This window comes from Streptosporangium sp. NPDC051022 (genome assembly GCF_040683035.1).
In the GTDB taxonomy this organism is placed as follows: domain Bacteria; phylum Actinomycetota; class Actinomycetes; order Streptosporangiales; family Streptosporangiaceae; genus Streptosporangium.
In genome coordinates this window covers 392346-411280 of sequence record NZ_JBFBCF010000003.1, presented here as the reverse complement: position 1 = coordinate 411280, position 18935 = coordinate 392346, and the positions used below count along the sequence as shown (strand labels likewise).

Sequence of the window (18935 nt, the reverse complement as noted above, 5' to 3'; positions counted from 1 at the left end):
GGACTCCTTGGCTGAACAAAAGCTGTCAACCCGGTCACCACGGAGTGGCGAAAAGTAGGGACAGGCGGGATCATGAGACCCTTGCCCTACTTCAGGCACGGCGAAGAAGGGCGGCACGCTAGAGATGGCACAGATCGTCGGCGGCGGACGCCCGGTCAACGACGCCGAGCGGCGGGTCGTCGCGCACCTGCGGGACAACGCGCCCGACGACTGGCTGCTGCTGCACAACATCGAGGTGCCGCGCGACGACGACTCCTTCGAGGTCGACGTGATCGTCATGACCCGCCACTCGCTCTGTCTCATCGACGTCAAGGGCACCCGGGGACGGATCGAGGTCGCCGGGACGCGCTGGTTCCCCTCGCGGCGGAACGCCTTCGGCTCCCCGGTGGCCAAGCTGCGCGGCAACGGGCGCGCCCTCAAGGGCCTGCTCACCCAGAACCACCGCGAGCTGGAACGGGTGTACGTCGACAGCGTCGTCGTGCTCACCGGCCCGGACGCCGAGCTCGTCGATCCGGCCGGCCGTGACTCCCGGCACGTCACCAGCCTGCCGGGCCTGGTCGGCACGCTGAGCGACGTCTCCCGGGTCAGGCGTGGCTACACGCCGGACGCCACGCCGTACCGCACCGCGATCATCGAGGCGCTGAACGGCAGCGTGCGGCGCTCGACCTCGCCGCCGCGCTTCGGCAACTGGGAGGTCGAGGAGCAGCTCGGCGGGGACAACCGGATCACCGAGTACCGGGCGATCAACGCGACGCTCCCGGGAAGCGAGACGGTCCTGCTGCGGGTCTACCGGGCCGATCCGCTGGCCGAGGAGGAGCCCCGGGCGGCCGAGCGGCGGCTGATCGCCAACGCCTACCAGTCGCTCACCCGGATTCCCCCGCACCCGTGCGTCGTGCGTTCCCGTGACTTCTTCGCGATCGACGACGAGAGCCGGTTCGTGCTGGTCCTCGACGACGTGCACGGCCAGGCGCTGCACCTGCACCTGTCCAGTTCGCGGCGGACGCTGTCCACGGACGCGAAGCTCGACGTGATCGAGGACATGCTGCTGGGCCTGGCCCACGTCCACGCCAACAACGTCATCCACCGGGCGCTCAACCCCGCCTGCGTCCTGGTCACCGAGGACGGCAGGGCGATGCTGACCGGGTTCGACTACGCCAAGCCGGGGCCCCGCGCGCACACGGTGGCCAACGAGCTTCCCAACATCCTGGACACCCACTACGTCGCCCCCGAGTGCCAGGCCAGGCCCGAGAGGATGACGGCCGCGGCCGACGTGTACGCGGCCGGGGTGATCGCCTTCCAGCTGCTGACCGGCGCGCTTCCCCCCGCGGGTCCCGTACCCGGCCCCGAGCCGGTCACCCCCGACGGCGTTCCGGCGGAGGTGATGGAACTGCTGCGGCGCCTGCGCGACCAGGATCCCGACAGGAGGCCGAACGCCGCCGAGGCCCTCGAGACCCTGCGGCGGGCCCGTGAGGGACTGGCGGCCCCCGGGCCCCGGGAGCCCATGCTGCTCGACAGGCTCCGCAACCGCTTCCTGCGCCCCTCCCGGCGGTAGCGGCCCCCGCCCGTCCGGGACGGTCTCGGGCCCTCACCGGGCCGCACCCGGCGTGATCGTTCGCCGGGCGGGCCTCAGCGGCGAGGGCCGCCGGAGCGGAGGCGGTTCACCAGGTCGCGCAGCTTCCGCTGGTTACGCGGGTCACGCGCCATCTCCTTGGCCTTCTCCACGTTCCTGCGCCCCTGCGGGCTGTCCAGGTAGCGCTTGATCCTGTCCATCAGAGACGCCATGCCGTCCTCCAACCGTTCGGGAAGGACCTCTGCCCTCCGTGGTGCGCCCCTAACCGGCCGGGGGCGGCTCAGGAGTCGACGAAGTGGCCGGGGACCATAACGCGCAGGCCGTTGGGCACGGTCCGGATCGTGATGGGGGTCATCAGGCGGACCTCGCCGTCGACGTCGGCCGCCATCGGCGGGTCGGTCTCCAGGTACATCTCCTGGCCGACGACGAAGGGGCCGCCCGCGAGGCTGCGCCAGCGTCCCGTGGTGGCGCGGACCAGGGTCTCCAGCAGGAGCCTCAGGCGCTTGCCCGAGCCGAGCTGGTAGGCGACGAGCCTGCCGTTGTCGATGCTGATGTCCTTGGCCACCTGCCAGCCGCCGTGGAAGCGGCCGTTGGCGATGTTGAGCTGGTGGGTGAGCAGCTCGTGGCGGCGGCCGTCGGCGGTGATGAAGGCGCGGAAGGGGCGGTGGCCGGGCAGGATCGTCAGGGCGGTGAGCGGGTAGGCCGCGCGCCCCAGCAGGCGCTTCAGCCAGGGGCGGACCGTGCCCGCCACCTCGACGGAGACGCCGAAGCTGGCCAGGTTGGCGAACTCCCGGTCACCCGCGATCCCCAGGTCGATGTCGGCGACCTTGCCGGTGCGGAACAGCCGGATCGCGCCGGTGAGGTCCAGCGGGAGGCCGAGGCTGCGGGCGAAGTTGTTGGTCGTGCCCAGGGGCAGCACGCCGAGGGCGACGTCGCGGTGGGCGACGTGCTTGACGGCGGCGCTGAGCGTGCCGTCGCCGCCGCCGACGACGAGCAGGTCGGGACCGGCCTCCAGAGCCGCGTCCAGCGTGGCGCGCAGCCGCCGGGGCTCGACCACGGCGAAGGTGCGGATCGGTTCGAAGCCCTCGGCGGCGAGCGTGTCGATCACCCGGGGGTAGAGGCGGCGTCCGCGGCGCGAGTGCGTGTTGACCACCACGCAGATCCGGCGCTCGGTCCGGATCGCCTCGGTGTGCTCGGCCTTGCTGCGAAGCTCTCCCACGCTGCCCCTTTTCGATCGGATACTTCCCCGTCAGATCGTAGGGCCCCGCCGTCGATGACGGCGGGGCCCTACATCCGGCGGACCGGACTACTTTCCGGGGAGGGTGACCGCCCCGGGGCGGTCACCCTCCCCGCGGATCACTTCTTGGGCGGGGTCACGTAGACGATCGCGCCGAGGTTGCCGGGAAGCGGGGCGAGGAGCTTGAACTTCACGCCCAGCGCCTTGCCCTCGTCGCCGGGGTTGCCGCTGCCCAGGACGTTGCCGTTGCCCAGGTCGGTGCCGTACAGATCGCGCGCCGGGGTGCCGTCGGCGTTGACGACGCGGGTGCTGTAGGGCTGGTCGCCCTTGGACGGGACGACCACGGAGGCGTCGAAGTCCCGGTAGTACAGGCCGCCGTCACGGTACTCGAGGCCCGGGTACCAGGTCTTGGCGTCGGTGAACTCCGGCACGGCGGGCAGCTGGCCGGTGTTGGTGCAGTACTCGCTGAAGGGCTCGTTCGGTCCCTCGATGCACTCCTTGAAGGGGTACGTCTTGCCGAAGGAGAAGGCCGCGTTCGAGGTCTGCACGCGTCCCTGCATGTTCTTCAGGCGGGTGGGGTCCTTCTCGGCGGCCGTACCGGTCCGCCGCAGCGGGTCGTAGTGGGAGTCGACCAGGATCAGGCTGCCCTTGGAGCCGAGGCTGGGCGGCAGCTCGATGTTGTTGGACAGGTTGTTGTTGGTGTAGGTCGAGTCGCGGTACCAGACGAGCAGACCGGGGGCGTTGTACTTGACCTTCTCCACCTTCCAGGCGCCGTCGCGCGAGTAGTCGGTGGTGTAGGTGTACTGCAGGCCCTTGTCGAAGCCGTCGAAGTTACGCCACTCGGCGAGGTAGAACCGGGAGAGCTCGCGGGAGCCGTCGTTGATGTTCCAGCCCTGGCCGTGGGTGTTGGTGAAGGTGCCGCCGCTGGCCGTCCAGCCCTTGTTGCCGCCCTCGACGTCGTCGCTCCAGACGGTCTGGGTGCCGTTGGTGAGCGCGAAGTCGTCGGCGTGCCAGCTGCGCGGGGTGAAGGCGGCGTCGGTGTTGTAGACCAGCCTGAGCTTGACGGTCTTGCCGGCGAACGGGGCCAGGTCGACGTAGTCGTGCCGCCAGCCGTCGGTGTTGCCGGTGAGGCCGTACTTCCGGTTGTTGAACTTGGCGAGGTTCTTGTTCGGGTCGGGGTAGCTGTCGTCGGTCGAGACGAGGGTGCCGCCCTCGGTGTAGACCTTCTGCGGGGCCCAGGTGGTGCCGCCGTCGGTGGAGACCTCGATGAAGCCGAAGTCCCAGTCCTGCTCGATCTCGTAGTTGTTCCAGAGCCAGAACTTCACGTCGGTGCCGGCGGGCACCTGCACCTCGCGGGTGAGCTTGACGTCGGCCCACTCCTGGTCGAGGTTGGACCACCACATCTTGGTGCCGCTGTGCGGCTCGACCATCTTCAGCGGCGCGCTGGCCAGGTTCACCCGGACGCCGTCCTCGGTGAGCTTGGGCGTGCGCGAGGTCTGGCCGATCGTGACCGGGCGGGCCGCGTCACCGGGGTTGAAGACCTTGGGGTTGGCCCAGCCGAGGATCCACTTGTCCCACAGGCCCATGTGGGTCGGCATCGACTGGAAGATCGGGCCGCTGTGGGAGCCGGCGGACATCAGGTCCCAGAAGTCGACGGCCGAGGAGGCCGCGCCCGTGGTGTCGTAGAGGTCGGGCAGACCGAGGTCGTGACCGTACTCGTGGGCGAAGACGCCGACGCCGGAGTCCTCCGGCTGGACGATGTAGTTGGAGATCTTCACGTTCTTGCCGGGGACCTTGTAGCCGCCGGCGACCGCGCTGGAGTGCGCCCAGATCGCGTAGGTGCCCTCGGCGCCGCCGTCGCCGGACTTGTCCTTGCCGGCGTGGACCAGCACGAGGTGGTCGATCACGCCGTCGGGCTCGGCGTAGTTGCCGTCACCGTCGGCGTCGGCGACGTCCTCCTTGTCGTAGTCCTCCCAGGGGAAGTTCGGGTTGGCTGCGGCCAGGGAGTTGACCGCGTCGATGGCGAGCTGGCCGGGGCCGAGCGGGTTGCTCGGGTGGCCGGTCATGTCCTGCACTTCCTTGCCGCAGGCGCGGGCGCCGTAGTAGGCCTCCGAGTGCGGGACCTTGATCCACGGGCTGGCCTGGCCGGCGACCGTGTAGGCGCCCTTGGACAGCTCCTCGTACATGTTCCGCATCGTGTACTTGGAGATGTCGATGCCCTTGCGACCGTCCCGGGGGTCGGTCAGATCGGTGCGGACGCGCTGGGTGATGCCGTCCTTGCTGTAAAGCATCTTGTTGAAGTGGTCGGGGCTGAAGTCAGGCACCCAGAAGCTGTTGTTGTCCTTGCGTGCCAAGGACGCCGGGTTGGGAATCTTGTTGTGCAGCGGACCGTTGAGCAGGGTGCCCGGCGGTTCGGTCACGCACTCGGCCGGGTCCTCGCTGTCGGTGTCCTTGGGACGCTTGAAACCGGAGAAGTCGTCGTTGGCCTTGTCGTTGAACTCCACCAGCAGCGTGAGGAGCTTGGCTTCCTTGACGGTCTTCGACTTCTTGAACAACAGGTCGGCCGGGTTGAGACCGGTCCTGATCGCCTCCGCCTCACGGGCGGCGAGCACTCGGGCCGCGGCGGGGTTACCCTCGGAATACTTCCGGGCGATCTTCGTCGACGGGCTGATCCGCCGTGCCCCGGCGTTGGGGACGGCCGGGTCCTGGACCTCGGGCTCGTCCCTGGGCGGGGCGTAGTTGATGTAGTAGTCGGCCGTGGTCGGCTGATACCGCGCGATCGAGGTGTCGGCGCTCGCCGACGCACCGCCCATCGCCAGCCCCGCGGCAGCAAGGCCGATAACGGGCACTATCGCGAGCAGGCGCCTTGGAGCACCCCTGCCTTTGCTGGACAACGCTTACCCTCCCTGCCCGGGTTCGCCGGGCGCGGACGTCCCCGGCGCGCCTTATGTACGCACCGAGCGGGACGTTAGACGAGAAGGTAAAGCAGGAGTAAAGGCGATGAATGATGTTGTAAAACCGTAATGAATCGCCCATTGTCATGAAATGGTGATGTTTCCCAACGCTTTCGTGACAATGCTGGTTTCACAGCAGGTCAGCGCGGTGAAAGTCGCGGGACGGGATCCGGGAACCGCTCTCCGAAGGCCGTCGGCGCCTCCGGAACGCCGGAAACCGGCGAGCACCGGAGGACGCCGGAGAACGCCGGAGAGCACAGCGGCGCCCGCCGCGACGCGTCTCACTGCGCTCCCGTGACGCTCCCCGCGACAGGCTCCCCGTGACAGACGGAACCGCCCGGCGGAGGCCGGGCGGTGACGGGTGACGGCGGGCGGGAGGCGGCGCGCGGCGGGCGGTACGGCCCGGCCGGTCAGATCTCCTCGGACGGGGCGGCCGGATCGAGCCGGCGCGGCTCCGTGTCGATCCGGGGGTAGTGCAGGTCGAAGGCCGGGCGTTCGGACCTGATGCGCGGCAGCGAGGTGAAGTTGTGCCGCGGCGGCGGGCAGGTCGTCGCCCACTCCAGGGAGTTGCTGAACCCCCACGGATCGTCCACGGTCACCCGCGGCGCGTACCGGGCGGTCCACCAGACGTTGTACAGGAACGGCAGCGTGGAGACGCCGAGGATGAGGGCGCCGACCGAGGAGACCACGTTCAGGCCGGTGAAGCCGTCGACGGCGCTGTAGTCGGCGTAGCGGCGCGGCATACCCTCGGCGCCGAGCCAGTGCTGCACCAGGAAGGTGGTGTGGAAGCCGATGAACAGCAACCAGAAGTGCACCTTGCCCAGGGTGTCGTTGAGCATCTTCCCCGTCATCTTGGGCCACCAGAAGTAGAAGCCCGCGAACATCGCGAACACCACGGTGCCGAAGACGACGTAGTGGAAGTGGGCCACCACGAAGTAGGAGTCGGTCACCTGGAAGTCCAGCGGCGGGGAGGCGAGGATGACGCCGGTCAGGCCGCCCAGCAGGAAGGTGACCAGGAAGCCGATCGAGAACAGCATCGGCGACTCGAAGGTCAGATGGCCCCGCCACATCGTGCCGACCCAGTTGAAGAACTTCACACCGGTCGGGACCGCGATGAGGAACGTCATGAACGAGAAGAACGGCAGCAGCACGTGCCCCGTCGCGAACATGTGGTGCGCCCACACGGTGACCGACAGACCGGCGATGGCGATGGTGGCGCCGACCAGGCCGATGTAGCCGAACAGCGGCTTGCGGCTGAAGACGGGGATCACCTCGGTGACGATGCCGAAGAACGGCAGCGCGATGATGTACACCTCGGGATGGCCGAAGAACCAGAACAGGTGCTGCCAGATCAGCGCACCGCCGGTGGCCGGGTCGTAGACGTGCGCGCCGAGCTTGCGGTCGGCCTCCAGGACCAGCAGCGCGGCGGCCAGCACCGGGAAGGCGATCAGCACGAGCACGCCGGTCAGCAGCACGTTCCAGGTGAACAGCGGCATGCGGAACATCGTCATGCCGGGCGCCCGCATGCAGATGATCGTGGTGATGAAGTTGACCGAGCCGAGGATCGTCCCCAGGCCCGACATCACCAGGCCCATGATCCACAGGTCGCCGCCCGTCTGGGGGGAGAAGGTCGCCGTCGACAGCGGGGTGTATCCCGTCCAGCCGAAGTCGGCCGCGCCCCCGTTGGTCGCGAACCCGCTGAGCGCGATGAGACCGCCGAAGGCGAACAGCCAGTAGCTCACCATGTTCAGGCGCGGGAAGGCCACGTCCGGCGAGCCGATCTGCAGCGGCATGACGACGTTGGCGAACCCCGCGAACAGCGGCGTGGCGAACAACAGCAGCATCAGGGTGCCGTGCATGGTGAACAGCGCGTTGTAGTGGACCGTGGTGACGAACTGGAGTCCCGGCTGGGCGAGTTCGGCCCGGATGATCAGCGCCATGACCCCGCCGATCAGGAAGTACACGAACGACGTGATCATGTAGAGGTAGCCGATGATCTTGTGGTCCGTCGACGACAGCCACGAGACGATCATCCGCCCCCTACGGCCGGTCATGCCCGCAGGCCGCTGGTGCACAGTCGTCACGGGCCGCTCCCTCCGCTTGGGCGACAGCTGTATGAGCCGAAACTTCTCCCGCGGTCCGGCCGCTTCAACACCTTTGGGAGAACCCTCACCTTCCCTCGCCCGCATAAGCACGCCATGGAATTTCCTTGCAGTAACTTTCACCTTTTGTCCCCAAATACCTGGGATTTCTTCGCGAGGCACCCCGTTATCCGCCCTCTTCACCGGGGTAGCGCGGGTCTCGGCCTCCGGTGACGCCGCCCTTTCCGAGGCGGTCCCCGAGGCGCCCTGACACGGGCTTGGAGGCGGGCCGTACAGTCCTTGTGTGAGCGCTATTTCCGAACTCGTCGCCACCCTCTCCCCGGAGAAGGTGCTGACGGACCCCGACGTCACCGACTCCTACGCGCGGGACCGGACCTTCCTCGCCCCGGGCAAGCCCCTCGCCGTCGTGCTGGCCGAGACCCGGGAGGACGTGATCGCCACCCTCGGGTGGGCCACCGCGCACCGGGTGCCCGTGGTGCCGAGAGGCGCGGGAACCGGGCTGGCCGGCGGAGCGACGTCGGTCGACGGCGGCGTGGTCCTGGCGCTGCACAAGATGGCGGCGATCAGGGAGCTCTCCCCCGCCGACGAGATCGCCGTGGTCGAGCCCGGCGTGATCACCGCGGACCTGGACCGGGCCGCCCGCCGGCACGGGCTGATGTACGCCCCCGACCCCTCCTCCTACGAGATCTCCACGATCGGCGGCAACCTGGCGACGAACGCGGGCGGGCTGCGGTGCGTGAAGTACGGCGTGACCCGCGACTCGGTGCTCGGCCTGGAGGTCGTGCTCGCCGACGGACGGGTCCTGAACACCGGCCGCCGCACGGTGAAGGGCGTGACGGGGTACGACCTGACCGGCCTGTTCACCGGTTCCGAGGGAACGCTCGGGGTGATCACCGAGGCCACCGTACGGCTGCGCAGGGCCCCCGCGGTCTACCCGGCGACGATCGCGGCGGAGTTCAGCTCCCTCAGGGACGCCGCGGCCGCGGTGGCGGCGATCATCGCGGCCGGGTGCCAGCCGTCACTGCTGGAGATGCTCGACCGGACCACGCTGAAGGCGATCGACGACTGGCGGAACATCGGGCTGGAGGCGTCCACCCAGGCGATGCTGATCGCGCAGTCGGACGCGGCGGACGGCCCCTCGGTCGCCGGGCGGATGGCGGAGCTGTGCACGGCGGCCGGCTCGCCCTTCGTGGCGGTCTCCTCCTCGGCGCAGGAGGCCGAGGAGCTGATCGGGGTGCGGAGGATGGCCTACCAGGCCAAGGAGCGGCTCGGCAAGTGCCTCGTCGAGGACGTGTGCGTGCCGCGTTCGGCGCTGCCGTACATGATCGAGAAGATCGAGGCCATCGCGGCGAGGCACGACGTGCTGATCGCCACCGTCGCGCACGCGGGTGACGGCAACCTGCACCCGGTCTTCATCTTCGACCACGGCCTGACCGAGCCGCCGCCGAACGTGTGGGCGGCGGCCGACGAGGTCTTCAAGGAGGCCCTGGCGATGGGCGGCACGCTGACCGGCGAGCACGGCGTGGGGCTGCTGAAGCGGCGCTGGCTCTCGCTGGAGGCCGGGCCGGTCACCGAGGAGATCCATCACGGGATCAAGCGGGTCTTCGATCCGCTCGGCATCCTCAACCCCGGCAAGGCCATCTGAGGAGTCCGCCTGGGCCGTCCGGACGGGCGGCCCCGGCGGCGGGTCGCGGGAGTGCCCCCGGCGGTGACGGGGGCGGGCGGCGGGAGACGGCTCGGACGGATTCCCCTCGGCGGCGGCCATCCGGTGACATCGTCCGTGTCATCGCTCACGCTGGTAGCGTTCTGCACCACATAACCCAATTCGTAGGTTTTGTCGGGGGGTCATCGTGGTACAGCCGCTCGCGGCGGAGGATCCTCCGCGGCTCGGGCAGTTCGAGCTGACCGGCCGGCTCGGCGAGGGAGGCCAGGGGGTCGTCTACCTCGGCAGGGGGCCGGGTGGCGAACAGGTGGCCGTCAAACTCCTCCACCACGGGCTGGCGAGCGATCCGGACGCCAGGACGCGGTTCCTGCGGGAGGTCTCGGTCGCCCAGCGGGTGGCCCGGTTCTGCACCGCCCCCGTGCTCCACGCGGACCTCGCGGGCAGCCAGCCGTACATCGTGAGCGAGTACGTGCCCGGCCCGTCCCTGCGGCAGCTCGTCGACCGCGAGGGCCCGCGGCGGGGCGCCGCGCTGGACCGCCTCGCCGTCAGCACGGCCACCGCGCTGGCGGCGATCCACCGGGCCGGGATCCTGCACCGGGACTTCAAGCCCGCCAACGTGCTGATGGGTCCCGAGGGACCCGTGGTGATCGACTTCGGCATCGCCAAGGCGCTGGACTCCCCCGGGACGACCGCGACCGGAACGGCGATGGGGACGCCGTCCTACCTCGCTCCCGAGCAGCTCGGCGGCGGCGAGGTGACGGCCGCGGCCGACGTGTTCGCCTGGGGCGTCACGATGGTCTTCGCCGCGACCGGGACCCCGGCGTTCGGCGCCGACTCCATCGCCGTGGTGATGAACCGGATCCTGACCGTCGAGCCCGACCTGAGCGGGCTGGAGGGGCAGTTGCGCGCGCTGGTCGCCGCGTCCCTGTCCAAGGACCCGTCGCTGCGCCCCACCGCCGAGGAGCTCGTCGGCCATCTGATGGGGGCGACGGTTCCCTCCCCGGTCCGGCGGCCGGCCCCCGTTCCTCTCCCGGGCCCGCCGGTCGCCCAGGGCACCGTACGGTCCCCCGCCCCCGCCGCCGCCCCGTCCCCGGGCAGGAGGAAGGCACGGCGGCCGGCCGGGCTGCTGCTCGCCGGAGTGGCCGGGGCGGTCGCGGTCGCCACGACGGTGGGGGCCGTCGTGGCCCTCCAGGGCGACGGGAAGGTCTCCAGCGCGCAGGCCGCCGTCTCGACGCCCCCGTCTCAGGCGGCCGAGGACCCCGATCCCGCGCTCACCCCCGACGAGCCGCCCGCGGCGTGGGAGTCCCCCACGCCGAGCCCCACCGGGAAGAAGACCGTCGCGCCCGTCGCCCGCGTCACCCCGGCGCCCGCGCAGACGGCCAAGGCGTCGCCGAAGCCCAGCCGGGAACCGACCGGGAACGCGGACGACGACTCCGGAGGCGGCCTGAAGCCGGGTGAGGAGGTCCAGGACACCGACGTGCCGACCCCGCCGCCCACCGTGAAGCCCACCGTGAAGCCCACGGCGACCTCCCCCGCGAAACCGACCGCGAAACCGACCGCCAAGCCCACGGCGAAGCCGACCCCCAAACCCACCCCCAAACCCACGGCGAAACCGACCGCGAAGCCGTCGCCCTCGCCGAAGCCGAACCCCTACACCGCGGCCGGCGTGTGCGGCTCGGGCTACAAGGTGATCGACTCCAGGGGGCTCGGTTCCGCGACCGTCTACCTGCTCTACAGCTCGGCCGCGGGCAGGAACTGCGTCGTCACCATGTCCAAGTACGTGGTTCCCGGGAAGATCAAGATGAACGCGACGCTGCAGGTCCAGGGTGGCGCGTCCGGGGCCAATCCGGGCAGCTTCACGGCCTACGCGGGCCCGGTACGGCTCGCCGCCGTCAAGAAGTGCGTCATGTGGGGCGGCACGTACGGCTCGGCCACCTGGAAGAGCGGCTGGAGCCACTGCGGCTGACCCGGGGCCGCCCCTCCCTCAGCCGTCCCCGTGGCCGGCGGAGCCCGCGTGCGGGAACGGGCCCCGGGCTCCCCGCCCCTTTCCCGCGCCGGGTACCGTGCTGCGCGTCGAGGTCGAACCCGGCGGCACCGTCGTCACCGTCCGGGCCGTCGCGCCGCCGGAGGACGTGAGAATGGAACATCGTGTCACCGCCTCCGTGACGGGCACGGTCATCCGCGCGAACGTGACGGCCGGCCCGCGGGCCGAGGCGGGAGCCGTACCGGCCGTGATCAAGGAGTGTGCATGAACACCGACGCTGGATGGCCCGTGGAGCGCCTGGTGCGCAAGGAGGTGTCCGGCGGGATCGCCACGATCACGCTGGACTCCCCGCGCAACCGCAACGCGCTGTCCGTGCGGCTCCTCGGCGACCTGGAGGAGCGGCTCAATCAGGCGCTCGCCGACGAGAGCGTACGGGTGATCGTGCTCACCGGGACGGGGCCGGTGTTCTGCGCGGGCGCCGACCTCAAGGAGCAGCGGATCGACCCCGGCAACGCCCACGAGGCCCCGGTGACCGCCTCGTTCCCGGAGATCATGAGCCTGATCTGGGAGAGCCCGAAGCCGGTCGTCTGCCGGTTGAACGGCACCGCGCGGGCCGGGGGCCTCGGCCTGGTCGCGGCCTGCGACTTCGCGATCGCGCCCGACTCGGCGTCGTTCGCCTTCACCGAGGTACGGCTCGGCGTGGTCCCCGCGATGATCGCGGTGACCGTGCTGCGGCGGCTCGACCCCCGTGCCGCCGCCGAGTACCTCCTCACCGGCGAGACCTTCGACGCCGCCCGCGCGCAGGAGATCGGCCTGCTCACCCGGGCCGTGCCCGAGAAGGAGCTGGACGACACGGTCGCCCACTACACCGGCATGCTGCTGCGCGGCGGTCCCGAGGCGCTGGCGCTCACCAAGCAGCTGGTGCGGACCGTGCCCACGCTGCCCGTCGAGGAGGGCATGCGCCGCATGGCCGAGCTGTCGGCCCAGCGTTTCACCTCGGCCGAAGGCCAGGAGGGCATCGCCGCCTTCATGCAGAAGCGTCCCCCCGCCTGGGTTCCCCGTGTGGAGGAGACCTGATCGGACATCCCCTTCGCACTCCCATGGGGGAAATATCCGTAATCTAGTGATCTAGTGATCGAAACCCTTCCGCAACCTTCCAAACTCTAGGATTGCGTGCAATTGCACGAAGATGCTGGATCGGGGAAGGAAACAGTCATGCGTTTGCGTTTTCTCGGCTCCACCTCGGAGGCGGGCGCCTGTCCCTCCCTCTATGAGACCGATCGCGGCACCATCGTGGTCCAGGGGCTCCAGGTCGTCGACACCGAGGCGCTGTCGGATCTCCGTCACGTCCTGGAGGGTGAGACGGCGATCGAGGTTCCCCGGGAGCTGCTCTCCGACATCGCCCGCCGGGTTCTTCCGTAGACGCCGGACGTCCACGTAAATATTGATCACGATTGAGGGGGCATCTATGGCATGATCGCCCACCCGGGTCTACCCTCTTGCGCACCGTGCGGATGATTGGATGAACGCACGGGACAGGCGAACCGGCGGGCACGGGGGCGCACCGCGCCCCCGGCGGTCGGCGGAGGAGATCGGGTGAGCGAGTTCCAGCAGGTCCGCGCGGAGCTGGGAATCCAGCTCCGGCAGTTGCGCGAGGCGGCGCAGCTGTCCGGCAAGGAGCTGGCCGAGCGGCTGAGATGGCAGCCCTCCAAGGTCTCCCGGATCGAGAACGCGCGCCAGACGGCGACCGAGGACGACATCACCCTCTGGGGGCAGGCCGTCGAGGCCGCCCCCGAGGTCGTCGAGGAGCTCCTCGAACAGGCCTCCGCCCTGCTGGAGCGGCAGGACTCCTGGCGGCAGCGGCACCGCAGCGGCCTGGCCGCGCTGCAGGAGGACATCCGGGAGCTGGAGTCGCGGACCACGATGTTCCGGGTGGTCGAACCCGGCGTGATCATCGGCCTGCTGCAGACCACCGAGTACGCCCGGAGCATCTTCACCCGGATCAAACGTCTCTACAACGCGCCCGACGAGATCGACGCCGCCATCCGGGTCCGGATGCGACGCCAGGAGATCCTCTACGACCAAAGCAGGAGGTTCCGGTTCATCATGTCCGAGGCCGCGCTGCGCTACCGCCTGGCCCCGCCGGACGTGATGTGCGGCCAGCTCGACCGGCTGCTCGCGGTCACGACGCTGCCGAACGTGGAGTTCGGGGTGCTCCCCTTCGAGACACCGCTGCCGTCCGCGCCGATCAACGGCTTCTGGATCTACGACGAGAGCCAGGTCGCGGTGCCCACGAGGACCCGTGACCTGATCCTGCGCGACCCGGAGGACGTCACGTTCTACGAACGGGCCTTCGAGGAGTTCCACGAGGCCGCGGCCTTCCGGGAGGACGCCAGGGCGGTGATCGTCCGGGTCCTCGAGGATTTCACAAAACAATCCTCGGATTAGTTCCGCAATTGCTTGATTAACCTCCCAAGATCGTGCAATTCTCTGTCGAGACGGAGGTGACGCACAATGCTGGACACGCTGTCTTGTCTGGAAAGGTTCGCCGCGGCGGCGCGGAAGCACGCCGATCTGGCCGTGCAGAGGGTCTCGTTCGACGACCCCGCCTATGTGTCCGTCCGCAACCGCTTCAGCAGCACCCTGACCGAGACCGTGACGTGCTCCCAGGACGGCGGATTCATCACCTCGTGGGGATACCGCCTCGGCAGCGCGGACAACGTCGAGGGCGCCGCGGCGCGCCTGGCCTTCCTGCTCGCCGCACTGCCCGCCTGACCCCCGGCGCGGGCGACCGGTCCGGCCCGGACGGACGAGACCCGGCCGCCCCCGGTTCCACCCCTCTGACGGCCCCTCCCGCGGAAACCCGCGTCCCCCGGCTGTCCCCCTCACCGGGAGTCCCCCTCGGCTCCGCCCCCTGATGCCCCCTGACGCCTCCTGACGCCCCCTCGGTCACGGCACCCCCTCGGCTGCTCCGGATCCCCTGACGGCCTCTCCGGGGCCTTCTCCTCGTGAGCCCCCTCTTCCCGCGGCACCGCTCTCCCGGCGTCCGCCCGTGTCCCCTCATCGCTCCTCGCGAGCCCGTTCTCCCCTGCGACCGTTCTCCCCGTGACACCGCCCTTCCGGCGACGCCGACGCCGTTGCCACGGGCCCGGCGGTCTCCGGGGGGCCGAGGCCGGATGGCATGATCATCGCCAAAACGAGGAAGACCGGGTGAACCGGCGTCGCGACGGTCGTGGCGCCCCCGGGGAGCCGACGGTTCGCAGGTCTCAGATACGACAGCCGAGCAGGGGAACATCCCGCTTCTGCAAGGACATAGAGGGTTTAAAGCCCGCATCTACGAATGTATGGTGATTGATGTGACGACGTTTCGGATCAGCGAGGCCGCCGCGCTGCTGGGGGTCAGCGCGGATACCGTCCGGCGCTGGGTGGACACCGGCCGGCTGCCCGCGCAGCGCGACGGCCACGGTCACCGGATGGTGGACGGCGCCGACCTCGCCGCCTTCGCCCGCTCGCAGATCTCCTCGGAGAGCGGCTCGGAGCGCTCCTCCGCGCGCAACCGCTTCCGCGGGATCGTGACCGAGGTGGTCAAGGACGCGGTGATGGCCCAGGTGGAGATCGCCGCCGGCCCGTTCCGGGTGGTGTCGCTGATGAGCCGTCAGGCCGCCGACGAACTGGGCCTGGAGGTGGGGGTCGTGGCAGTCGCCGTGGTCAAGTCCACCAACGTCGTCGTAGAGATCACCGACCACACACACATGGTCAGTCATTAAGGAGTTCGAGGTGCTCAGGCGTCTTTCCCGATGGGCTCTCGCGGCCCCCGCCGCTCTCGCACTGGTCTGCGGCCTCACGGCCTGCGGATCCGGCACCCCCGCCACCCCCGCCGCGCCCGCCGCGGCCTCGGGTTCCTCCGGCGGCGCGACGTCCGTGACGGTGTTCGCGGCGGCCTCGCTGACCGGCACGTTCACCGAGCTGGGCAAGGAGTTCGAAGCCGCCAACCCGGGCACGAAGGTCACGTTCAACTTCGGTTCCAGCGCCACGCTGGCCCAGCAGATCACCCAGGGCGCCCCGGCGGACGTGTTCGCCGCGGCCAGCCCCGCCACGATGAAGACCGTCACCGACGCCTCCCTGGCCGCGGCCCCGGTCACGTTCGTGCGCAACAGGCTCCAGATCGCCGTCCCCGCCGCCAATCCCGCCGGGGTGGACGACCTGAAGGACCTGACCGACCCCAAGGTGAAGGTCGCCCTGTGCGCCGAGCAGGTGCCGTGCGGCGCGGCGGCGGCCAAGGCCCTGGAGGCCGCCGGGCTCAAGGTCACCCCGGTCACCCTGGAGCAGGACGTCAAGGCCACGCTGACCAAGGTCGAGCTGGGCGAGGTCGACGCCGCCCTGGTCTACAGGACCGACGTGCTCGCCTCCGCGGGCAAGGTGAAGGGCGTCGACTTCCCCGAGGCCGACAAGGCGATCAACGACTACCCGATCGCCGCCCTCACCAAGGCCCCCGCAGGCGCGTCGGCCCAGAAGTTCGTCGACCTGGTGCTGTCGCAGCAGGGTAAGGACGTGCTGACCAAGGCCGGTTTCGAGGCCCCCTGACCACCGTGGCACGCACCGGAACGGATCGATGACGACGGCACGCCCCCGCCGCCCGCGTGAGAGCGGGCCGGCGGGCCGGCCGCCGTGGGCGCTGCTGCTGCCCGCGGTGGCCGGCATGACTTTCCTGGTCCTGCCACTGGCCGGGCTGCTGGTGCGCGCCCCCTGGTCCACGCTGGCCGGACGGCTGGCCGAGCCGCAGGTCCTGGAGGCGCTGCGGCTGTCCCTGGTCACCTCGACCGTCGCCACGCTGGTGTGCCTGCTGTTCGGGGTGCCGCTGGCCTGGCTGCTGGCACGGGCCGACTTCCCGGGGCGGCGGGTGGTGCGGGCGCTGATCACCGTCCCCCTCGTCCTGCCCCCCGTGGTCGGCGGCGTCGCCCTGCTGCTCGTGCTGGGCAGGCGCGGCCTGGTCGGCCAGTGGCTGGACGCCGCCTTCGGGATCTCGCTGCCGTTCACCACGGCCGGGGTCGTGGTCGCCGAGGCGTTCGTCGCGATGCCGTTCCTGGTGATCAGCGTCGAAGGGGCGCTGCGCGCGGCCGACCTGCGCTTCGAGGAGGCCGCCGCCACACTGGGCGCCTCCCGCTGGACGGTCTTCCGCCGGGTCACCCTGCCCCTGATCGCCCCGGGCGTCGTGGCCGGGGCCGTGCTGTGCTGGGCACGGGCGCTGGGCGAGTTCGGCGCCACCATCACCTTCGCCGGCAACTTCCCCGGACGGACCCAGACCATGCCGCTGGCGGTCTACCTCGCCCTGGAGACCGAGCCCGAGGCCGCGATCGTGCTCAGCCTCGTCCTGCTCGCCGTCTCCGTGATCATCCTGGCCGGACTGCGGGACAGGTGGGTGAGCGGCCCGTGACCCTGCACGCCCACCTCGTCGTCGCCCGGCCCCGTTTCACCCTCGACATCACCCTGGAGGTGGCGGCGGGCCAGGTCGTCGCCCTGCTCGGCCCCAACGGCGCGGGCAAGACCACCGCCCTGCGCGCCCTGGCCGGTCTCACCGCCCTCTCGGACGGCCACATCACCCTGGACGGCCGCGCGCTGCACCCCCTGCCGTCCGAGCGCCGCCCGATCGGCATGGTCTTCCAGGACTACCTGCTCTTCCCGCACCTGTCCGCCCTGGACAACGTCGCCTTCGGTCCCCGCTGCCAGGGCGCGTCGACGGCCGAGGCACGCCGTACGGCCGCCGCCTGGCTGGAGCGCGTCGGCCTGGCCGGGCAGGCCCGGTCCAGGCCCCGGCAGCTGTCCGGCGGTCAGGCGCAGCGGGTCGCGCTGGCCCGCGCGCTGGCCGTACGGCCCCGCCTGCTGCTGCTGGACGAGCCGCTGGCCGCGCTGGACGCCCACATCCGCCTGGAGATCCGCTCCCAGCTCCGCCGCCATCTGGCCGACTTCGACGGCGCCACCGTCCTGGTCACCCACGACCCGCTGGACGCCATGGTGCTCGCCGACCGGCTGGTGGTCGTGGAGGACGGCGCGGTCGTGCAGGACGGCAGGCCCCTGGAGGTCGCGCGCCGTCCGCGCACCGACTACGTCGCCCGCCTGGTCGGCCTCAACCTCTACCGGGCCACCGCCACCGGCAGGCAGGCCGAGGTGTCCGGGGTGCTCTTCAGCGTCTCAGAGCATCTCGAAGGCCCCGTGTTCGTCGCCTTCGCGCCCAGCGCGGTCGCCCTGTACCGCAACCGCCCCGACGGCAGCCCGCGCAACATCTGGCAGGCCGGGATCGACGGCATCGAGCGGCACGGCGACAACGTCCGCGTCCATCTCGACGGGCCGATCAGCGCCTTCGCCGACATCACCCCCGCCGCCGTCGCCGACCTCGACCTGACCCCGGGACAGCGGATCTGGGCGTCGGTCAAGGCCACCGAGACCCACGCCTACCCCGCATGAACCGCCCAGCACCCAACCCAGTGCCCAACCCGGTGCCCAACGCGATCTGCCTGGGCGGCCCGTGCCACGGCATGCTCACCCACATCGAGCAGGACATCGGGACCGTCATCGTGCCCGTCCCCCGCCGGTCCCCCGACGAGCCGCGGGCCGACGCCCGCTACCGGATCACCCGCGAGCGCGTCCACCATCCCTGCTGCACGGAGCCGTTCACCGCCCTGCACTGGGCCGATCCGCCCGCCTACACCTGCGCCTGCGACGGCTGACCCGGCACTCCCCACAGCCGGTCGTCGGCGCAGACGCGGATCTCGGCGATCCGGCTGACGTACCTGCCGCCGCACCGGTCGCCCGGCACCACCAGGTGCGGCCCCTGCTCGTCCAGCGGCCTGCCGTCCATCCGCATGCCGAGCAGCACCCGGGCGTCGCCGAACTCCGGGTCGATCTCGCCCCACGACAGCACCGCGCGATGACCGTCGCGGCCCAGGACCCAGATCAGGAAGCGCACCCGGTCCTTGCGCTCGGCCGGATCGAAGATCGGCCCGGCCGCGCCGATCACGTCCACCAGCAGCGGGCCGGCGAACCGATGCCTGCGCGTTCCCGAGGTGCGGCAGCGGAAAACGGCGTCGGCCTCGTACCAGGGCAGCGCCCGCAGGTCGCCGGGCCCGATCGCTCCCGCCGAGCGCACGTCTCCCCCAAGGCGCATCCAGCCGCCCCGTCCACCGGAGGTCTCGATCGGCGAGGGCTGCATTCCGGCCTCCCCATTCCCCGCGACACCCGGCGGTGCCATCACCAAGCCAGGGCATATCCATTCAACAAGGGTTTTCCAGCAAAATCCAGCTGTCCAGCCGGTTAGATGGGTAAACGCCAGCCTTCACCGCTCACAGCCATGGCATTCACGAGCACCCTGGGTGCCCGCCGGTCCGCGGCACGTCACCTGTCCTCTGTCGGCTCACTTGTCTCTGACTT

At 70.6% G+C, this 18935-nt stretch carries 18 protein-coding genes; 13 read left to right on the top strand and 5 right to left on the bottom strand.

The genetic code is table 11. The annotated features are described in order from the left end of the window. Nucleotides 1-124 precede the first annotated feature (124 nt). Complete coding sequence (locus AB0N02_RS08505; protein WP_363944002.1) at nt 125-1552, top strand: NERD domain-containing protein kinase family protein; 1428 nt, start codon at nt 125-127, stop codon at nt 1550-1552. Nucleotides 1553-1626: 74 nt separating this feature from the next. Here the strand turns inward: AB0N02_RS08505 and AB0N02_RS08500 are convergent, their stop codons facing one another. The 4 genes from AB0N02_RS08500 to ctaD all read right to left on the bottom strand — a co-directional run bounded on the left by AB0N02_RS08500 (nt 1627) and on the right by ctaD (nt 7815). Next, nucleotides 1627-1782, bottom strand: a complete 156-nt coding sequence (locus tag AB0N02_RS08500; protein ID WP_363944001.1) for a hypothetical protein — start codon at nt 1780-1782, stop codon at nt 1627-1629. 68 nt (nt 1783-1850) lie between these two features. Continuing rightward, complete coding sequence (locus AB0N02_RS08495; protein WP_363943999.1) at nt 1851-2789, bottom strand: diacylglycerol kinase family protein; 939 nt, start codon at nt 2787-2789, stop codon at nt 1851-1853. A 137-nt stretch (nt 2790-2926) separates the two neighbouring features. Beyond that, nucleotides 2927-5656, bottom strand: coding sequence for an immune inhibitor A domain-containing protein (locus AB0N02_RS08490; protein ID WP_363943998.1), 2730 nt, complete (start codon nt 5654-5656; stop codon nt 2927-2929). A gap of 515 nt (nt 5657-6171) precedes the next feature. After that, complete coding sequence (gene ctaD / locus AB0N02_RS08485) at nt 6172-7815, bottom strand: cytochrome c oxidase subunit I (protein WP_363944231.1); 1644 nt, start codon at nt 7813-7815, stop codon at nt 6172-6174. Between the two features lie 331 nt (nt 7816-8146). Here ctaD and AB0N02_RS08480 point away from each other — a divergent pair, with 331 nt between their 5' ends. The 12 genes from AB0N02_RS08480 (at nt 8147) to AB0N02_RS08425 (ending at nt 18235) form a co-directional block, all read left to right on the top strand. After that, complete coding sequence (locus AB0N02_RS08480; protein WP_363943997.1) at nt 8147-9508, top strand: FAD-linked oxidase C-terminal domain-containing protein; 1362 nt, start codon at nt 8147-8149, stop codon at nt 9506-9508. Nucleotides 9509-9713: 205 nt separating this feature from the next. Beyond that, nucleotides 9714-11492, top strand: a complete 1779-nt coding sequence (locus AB0N02_RS08475) for a protein kinase (RefSeq protein WP_363943996.1) — start codon at nt 9714-9716, stop codon at nt 11490-11492. Between the two features lie 97 nt (nt 11493-11589). Then, nucleotides 11590-11778: a hypothetical protein gene (locus AB0N02_RS08470; protein WP_363943995.1), complete on the top strand. Its 189-nt coding sequence runs from the start codon at nt 11590-11592 to the stop codon at nt 11776-11778. Beyond that, nucleotides 11775-12587 (top strand): enoyl-CoA hydratase family protein, encoded by an 813-nt coding sequence (locus AB0N02_RS08465; protein WP_363943994.1) that lies wholly within the window; start codon nt 11775-11777, stop codon nt 12585-12587. The genes AB0N02_RS08470 and AB0N02_RS08465 overlap by 4 nt, the downstream gene beginning before the upstream one ends. 138 nt (nt 12588-12725) lie before the next feature. Then, nucleotides 12726-12932, top strand: a complete 207-nt coding sequence (locus AB0N02_RS08460) for a hypothetical protein (RefSeq protein WP_363943993.1) — start codon at nt 12726-12728, stop codon at nt 12930-12932. 174 nt (nt 12933-13106) lie between these two features. Next, nucleotides 13107-13958 carry a helix-turn-helix transcriptional regulator gene (locus tag AB0N02_RS08455; protein ID WP_363943992.1) on the top strand — a complete coding sequence of 284 codons (852 nt, stop codon included), beginning with the start codon at nt 13107-13109 and terminating at the stop codon, nt 13956-13958. Between the two features lie 66 nt (nt 13959-14024). Then, nucleotides 14025-14285, top strand: a complete 261-nt coding sequence (locus AB0N02_RS08450; protein WP_363943991.1) for a hypothetical protein — start codon at nt 14025-14027, stop codon at nt 14283-14285. Nucleotides 14286-14866: 581 nt separating this feature from the next. Beyond that, nucleotides 14867-15277 (top strand): helix-turn-helix domain-containing protein, encoded by a 411-nt coding sequence (locus tag AB0N02_RS08445; RefSeq protein WP_363943990.1) that lies wholly within the window; start codon nt 14867-14869, stop codon nt 15275-15277. A gap of 10 nt (nt 15278-15287) precedes the next feature. Beyond that, entirely contained in the window at nt 15288-16094 is an 807-nt protein-coding gene (gene modA, locus AB0N02_RS08440; RefSeq protein ID WP_363943988.1) for a molybdate ABC transporter substrate-binding protein, read from the top strand. A gap of 28 nt (nt 16095-16122) precedes the next feature. Beyond that, on the top strand, nt 16123-16944 hold the full coding sequence (locus AB0N02_RS08435) for an ABC transporter permease (RefSeq protein WP_363943987.1): 822 nt from the start codon (nt 16123-16125) through the stop codon (nt 16942-16944). After that, nucleotides 16926-17972, top strand: coding sequence for an ABC transporter ATP-binding protein (locus AB0N02_RS08430; protein ID WP_363943985.1), 1047 nt, complete (start codon nt 16926-16928; stop codon nt 17970-17972). Before AB0N02_RS08435 ends, AB0N02_RS08430 begins: the two co-directional genes overlap by 19 nt. Continuing rightward, on the top strand, nt 17969-18235 hold the full coding sequence (locus AB0N02_RS08425; protein WP_363943983.1) for a hypothetical protein: 267 nt from the start codon (nt 17969-17971) through the stop codon (nt 18233-18235). Before AB0N02_RS08430 ends, AB0N02_RS08425 begins: the two co-directional genes overlap by 4 nt. Here AB0N02_RS08425 and AB0N02_RS08420 read toward each other — a convergent pair. After that, nucleotides 18211-18717, bottom strand: coding sequence for a hypothetical protein (locus AB0N02_RS08420; RefSeq protein WP_363943981.1), 507 nt, complete (start codon nt 18715-18717; stop codon nt 18211-18213). The genes AB0N02_RS08425 and AB0N02_RS08420 overlap by 25 nt on opposite strands. Nucleotides 18718-18935 lie beyond the last annotated feature (218 nt).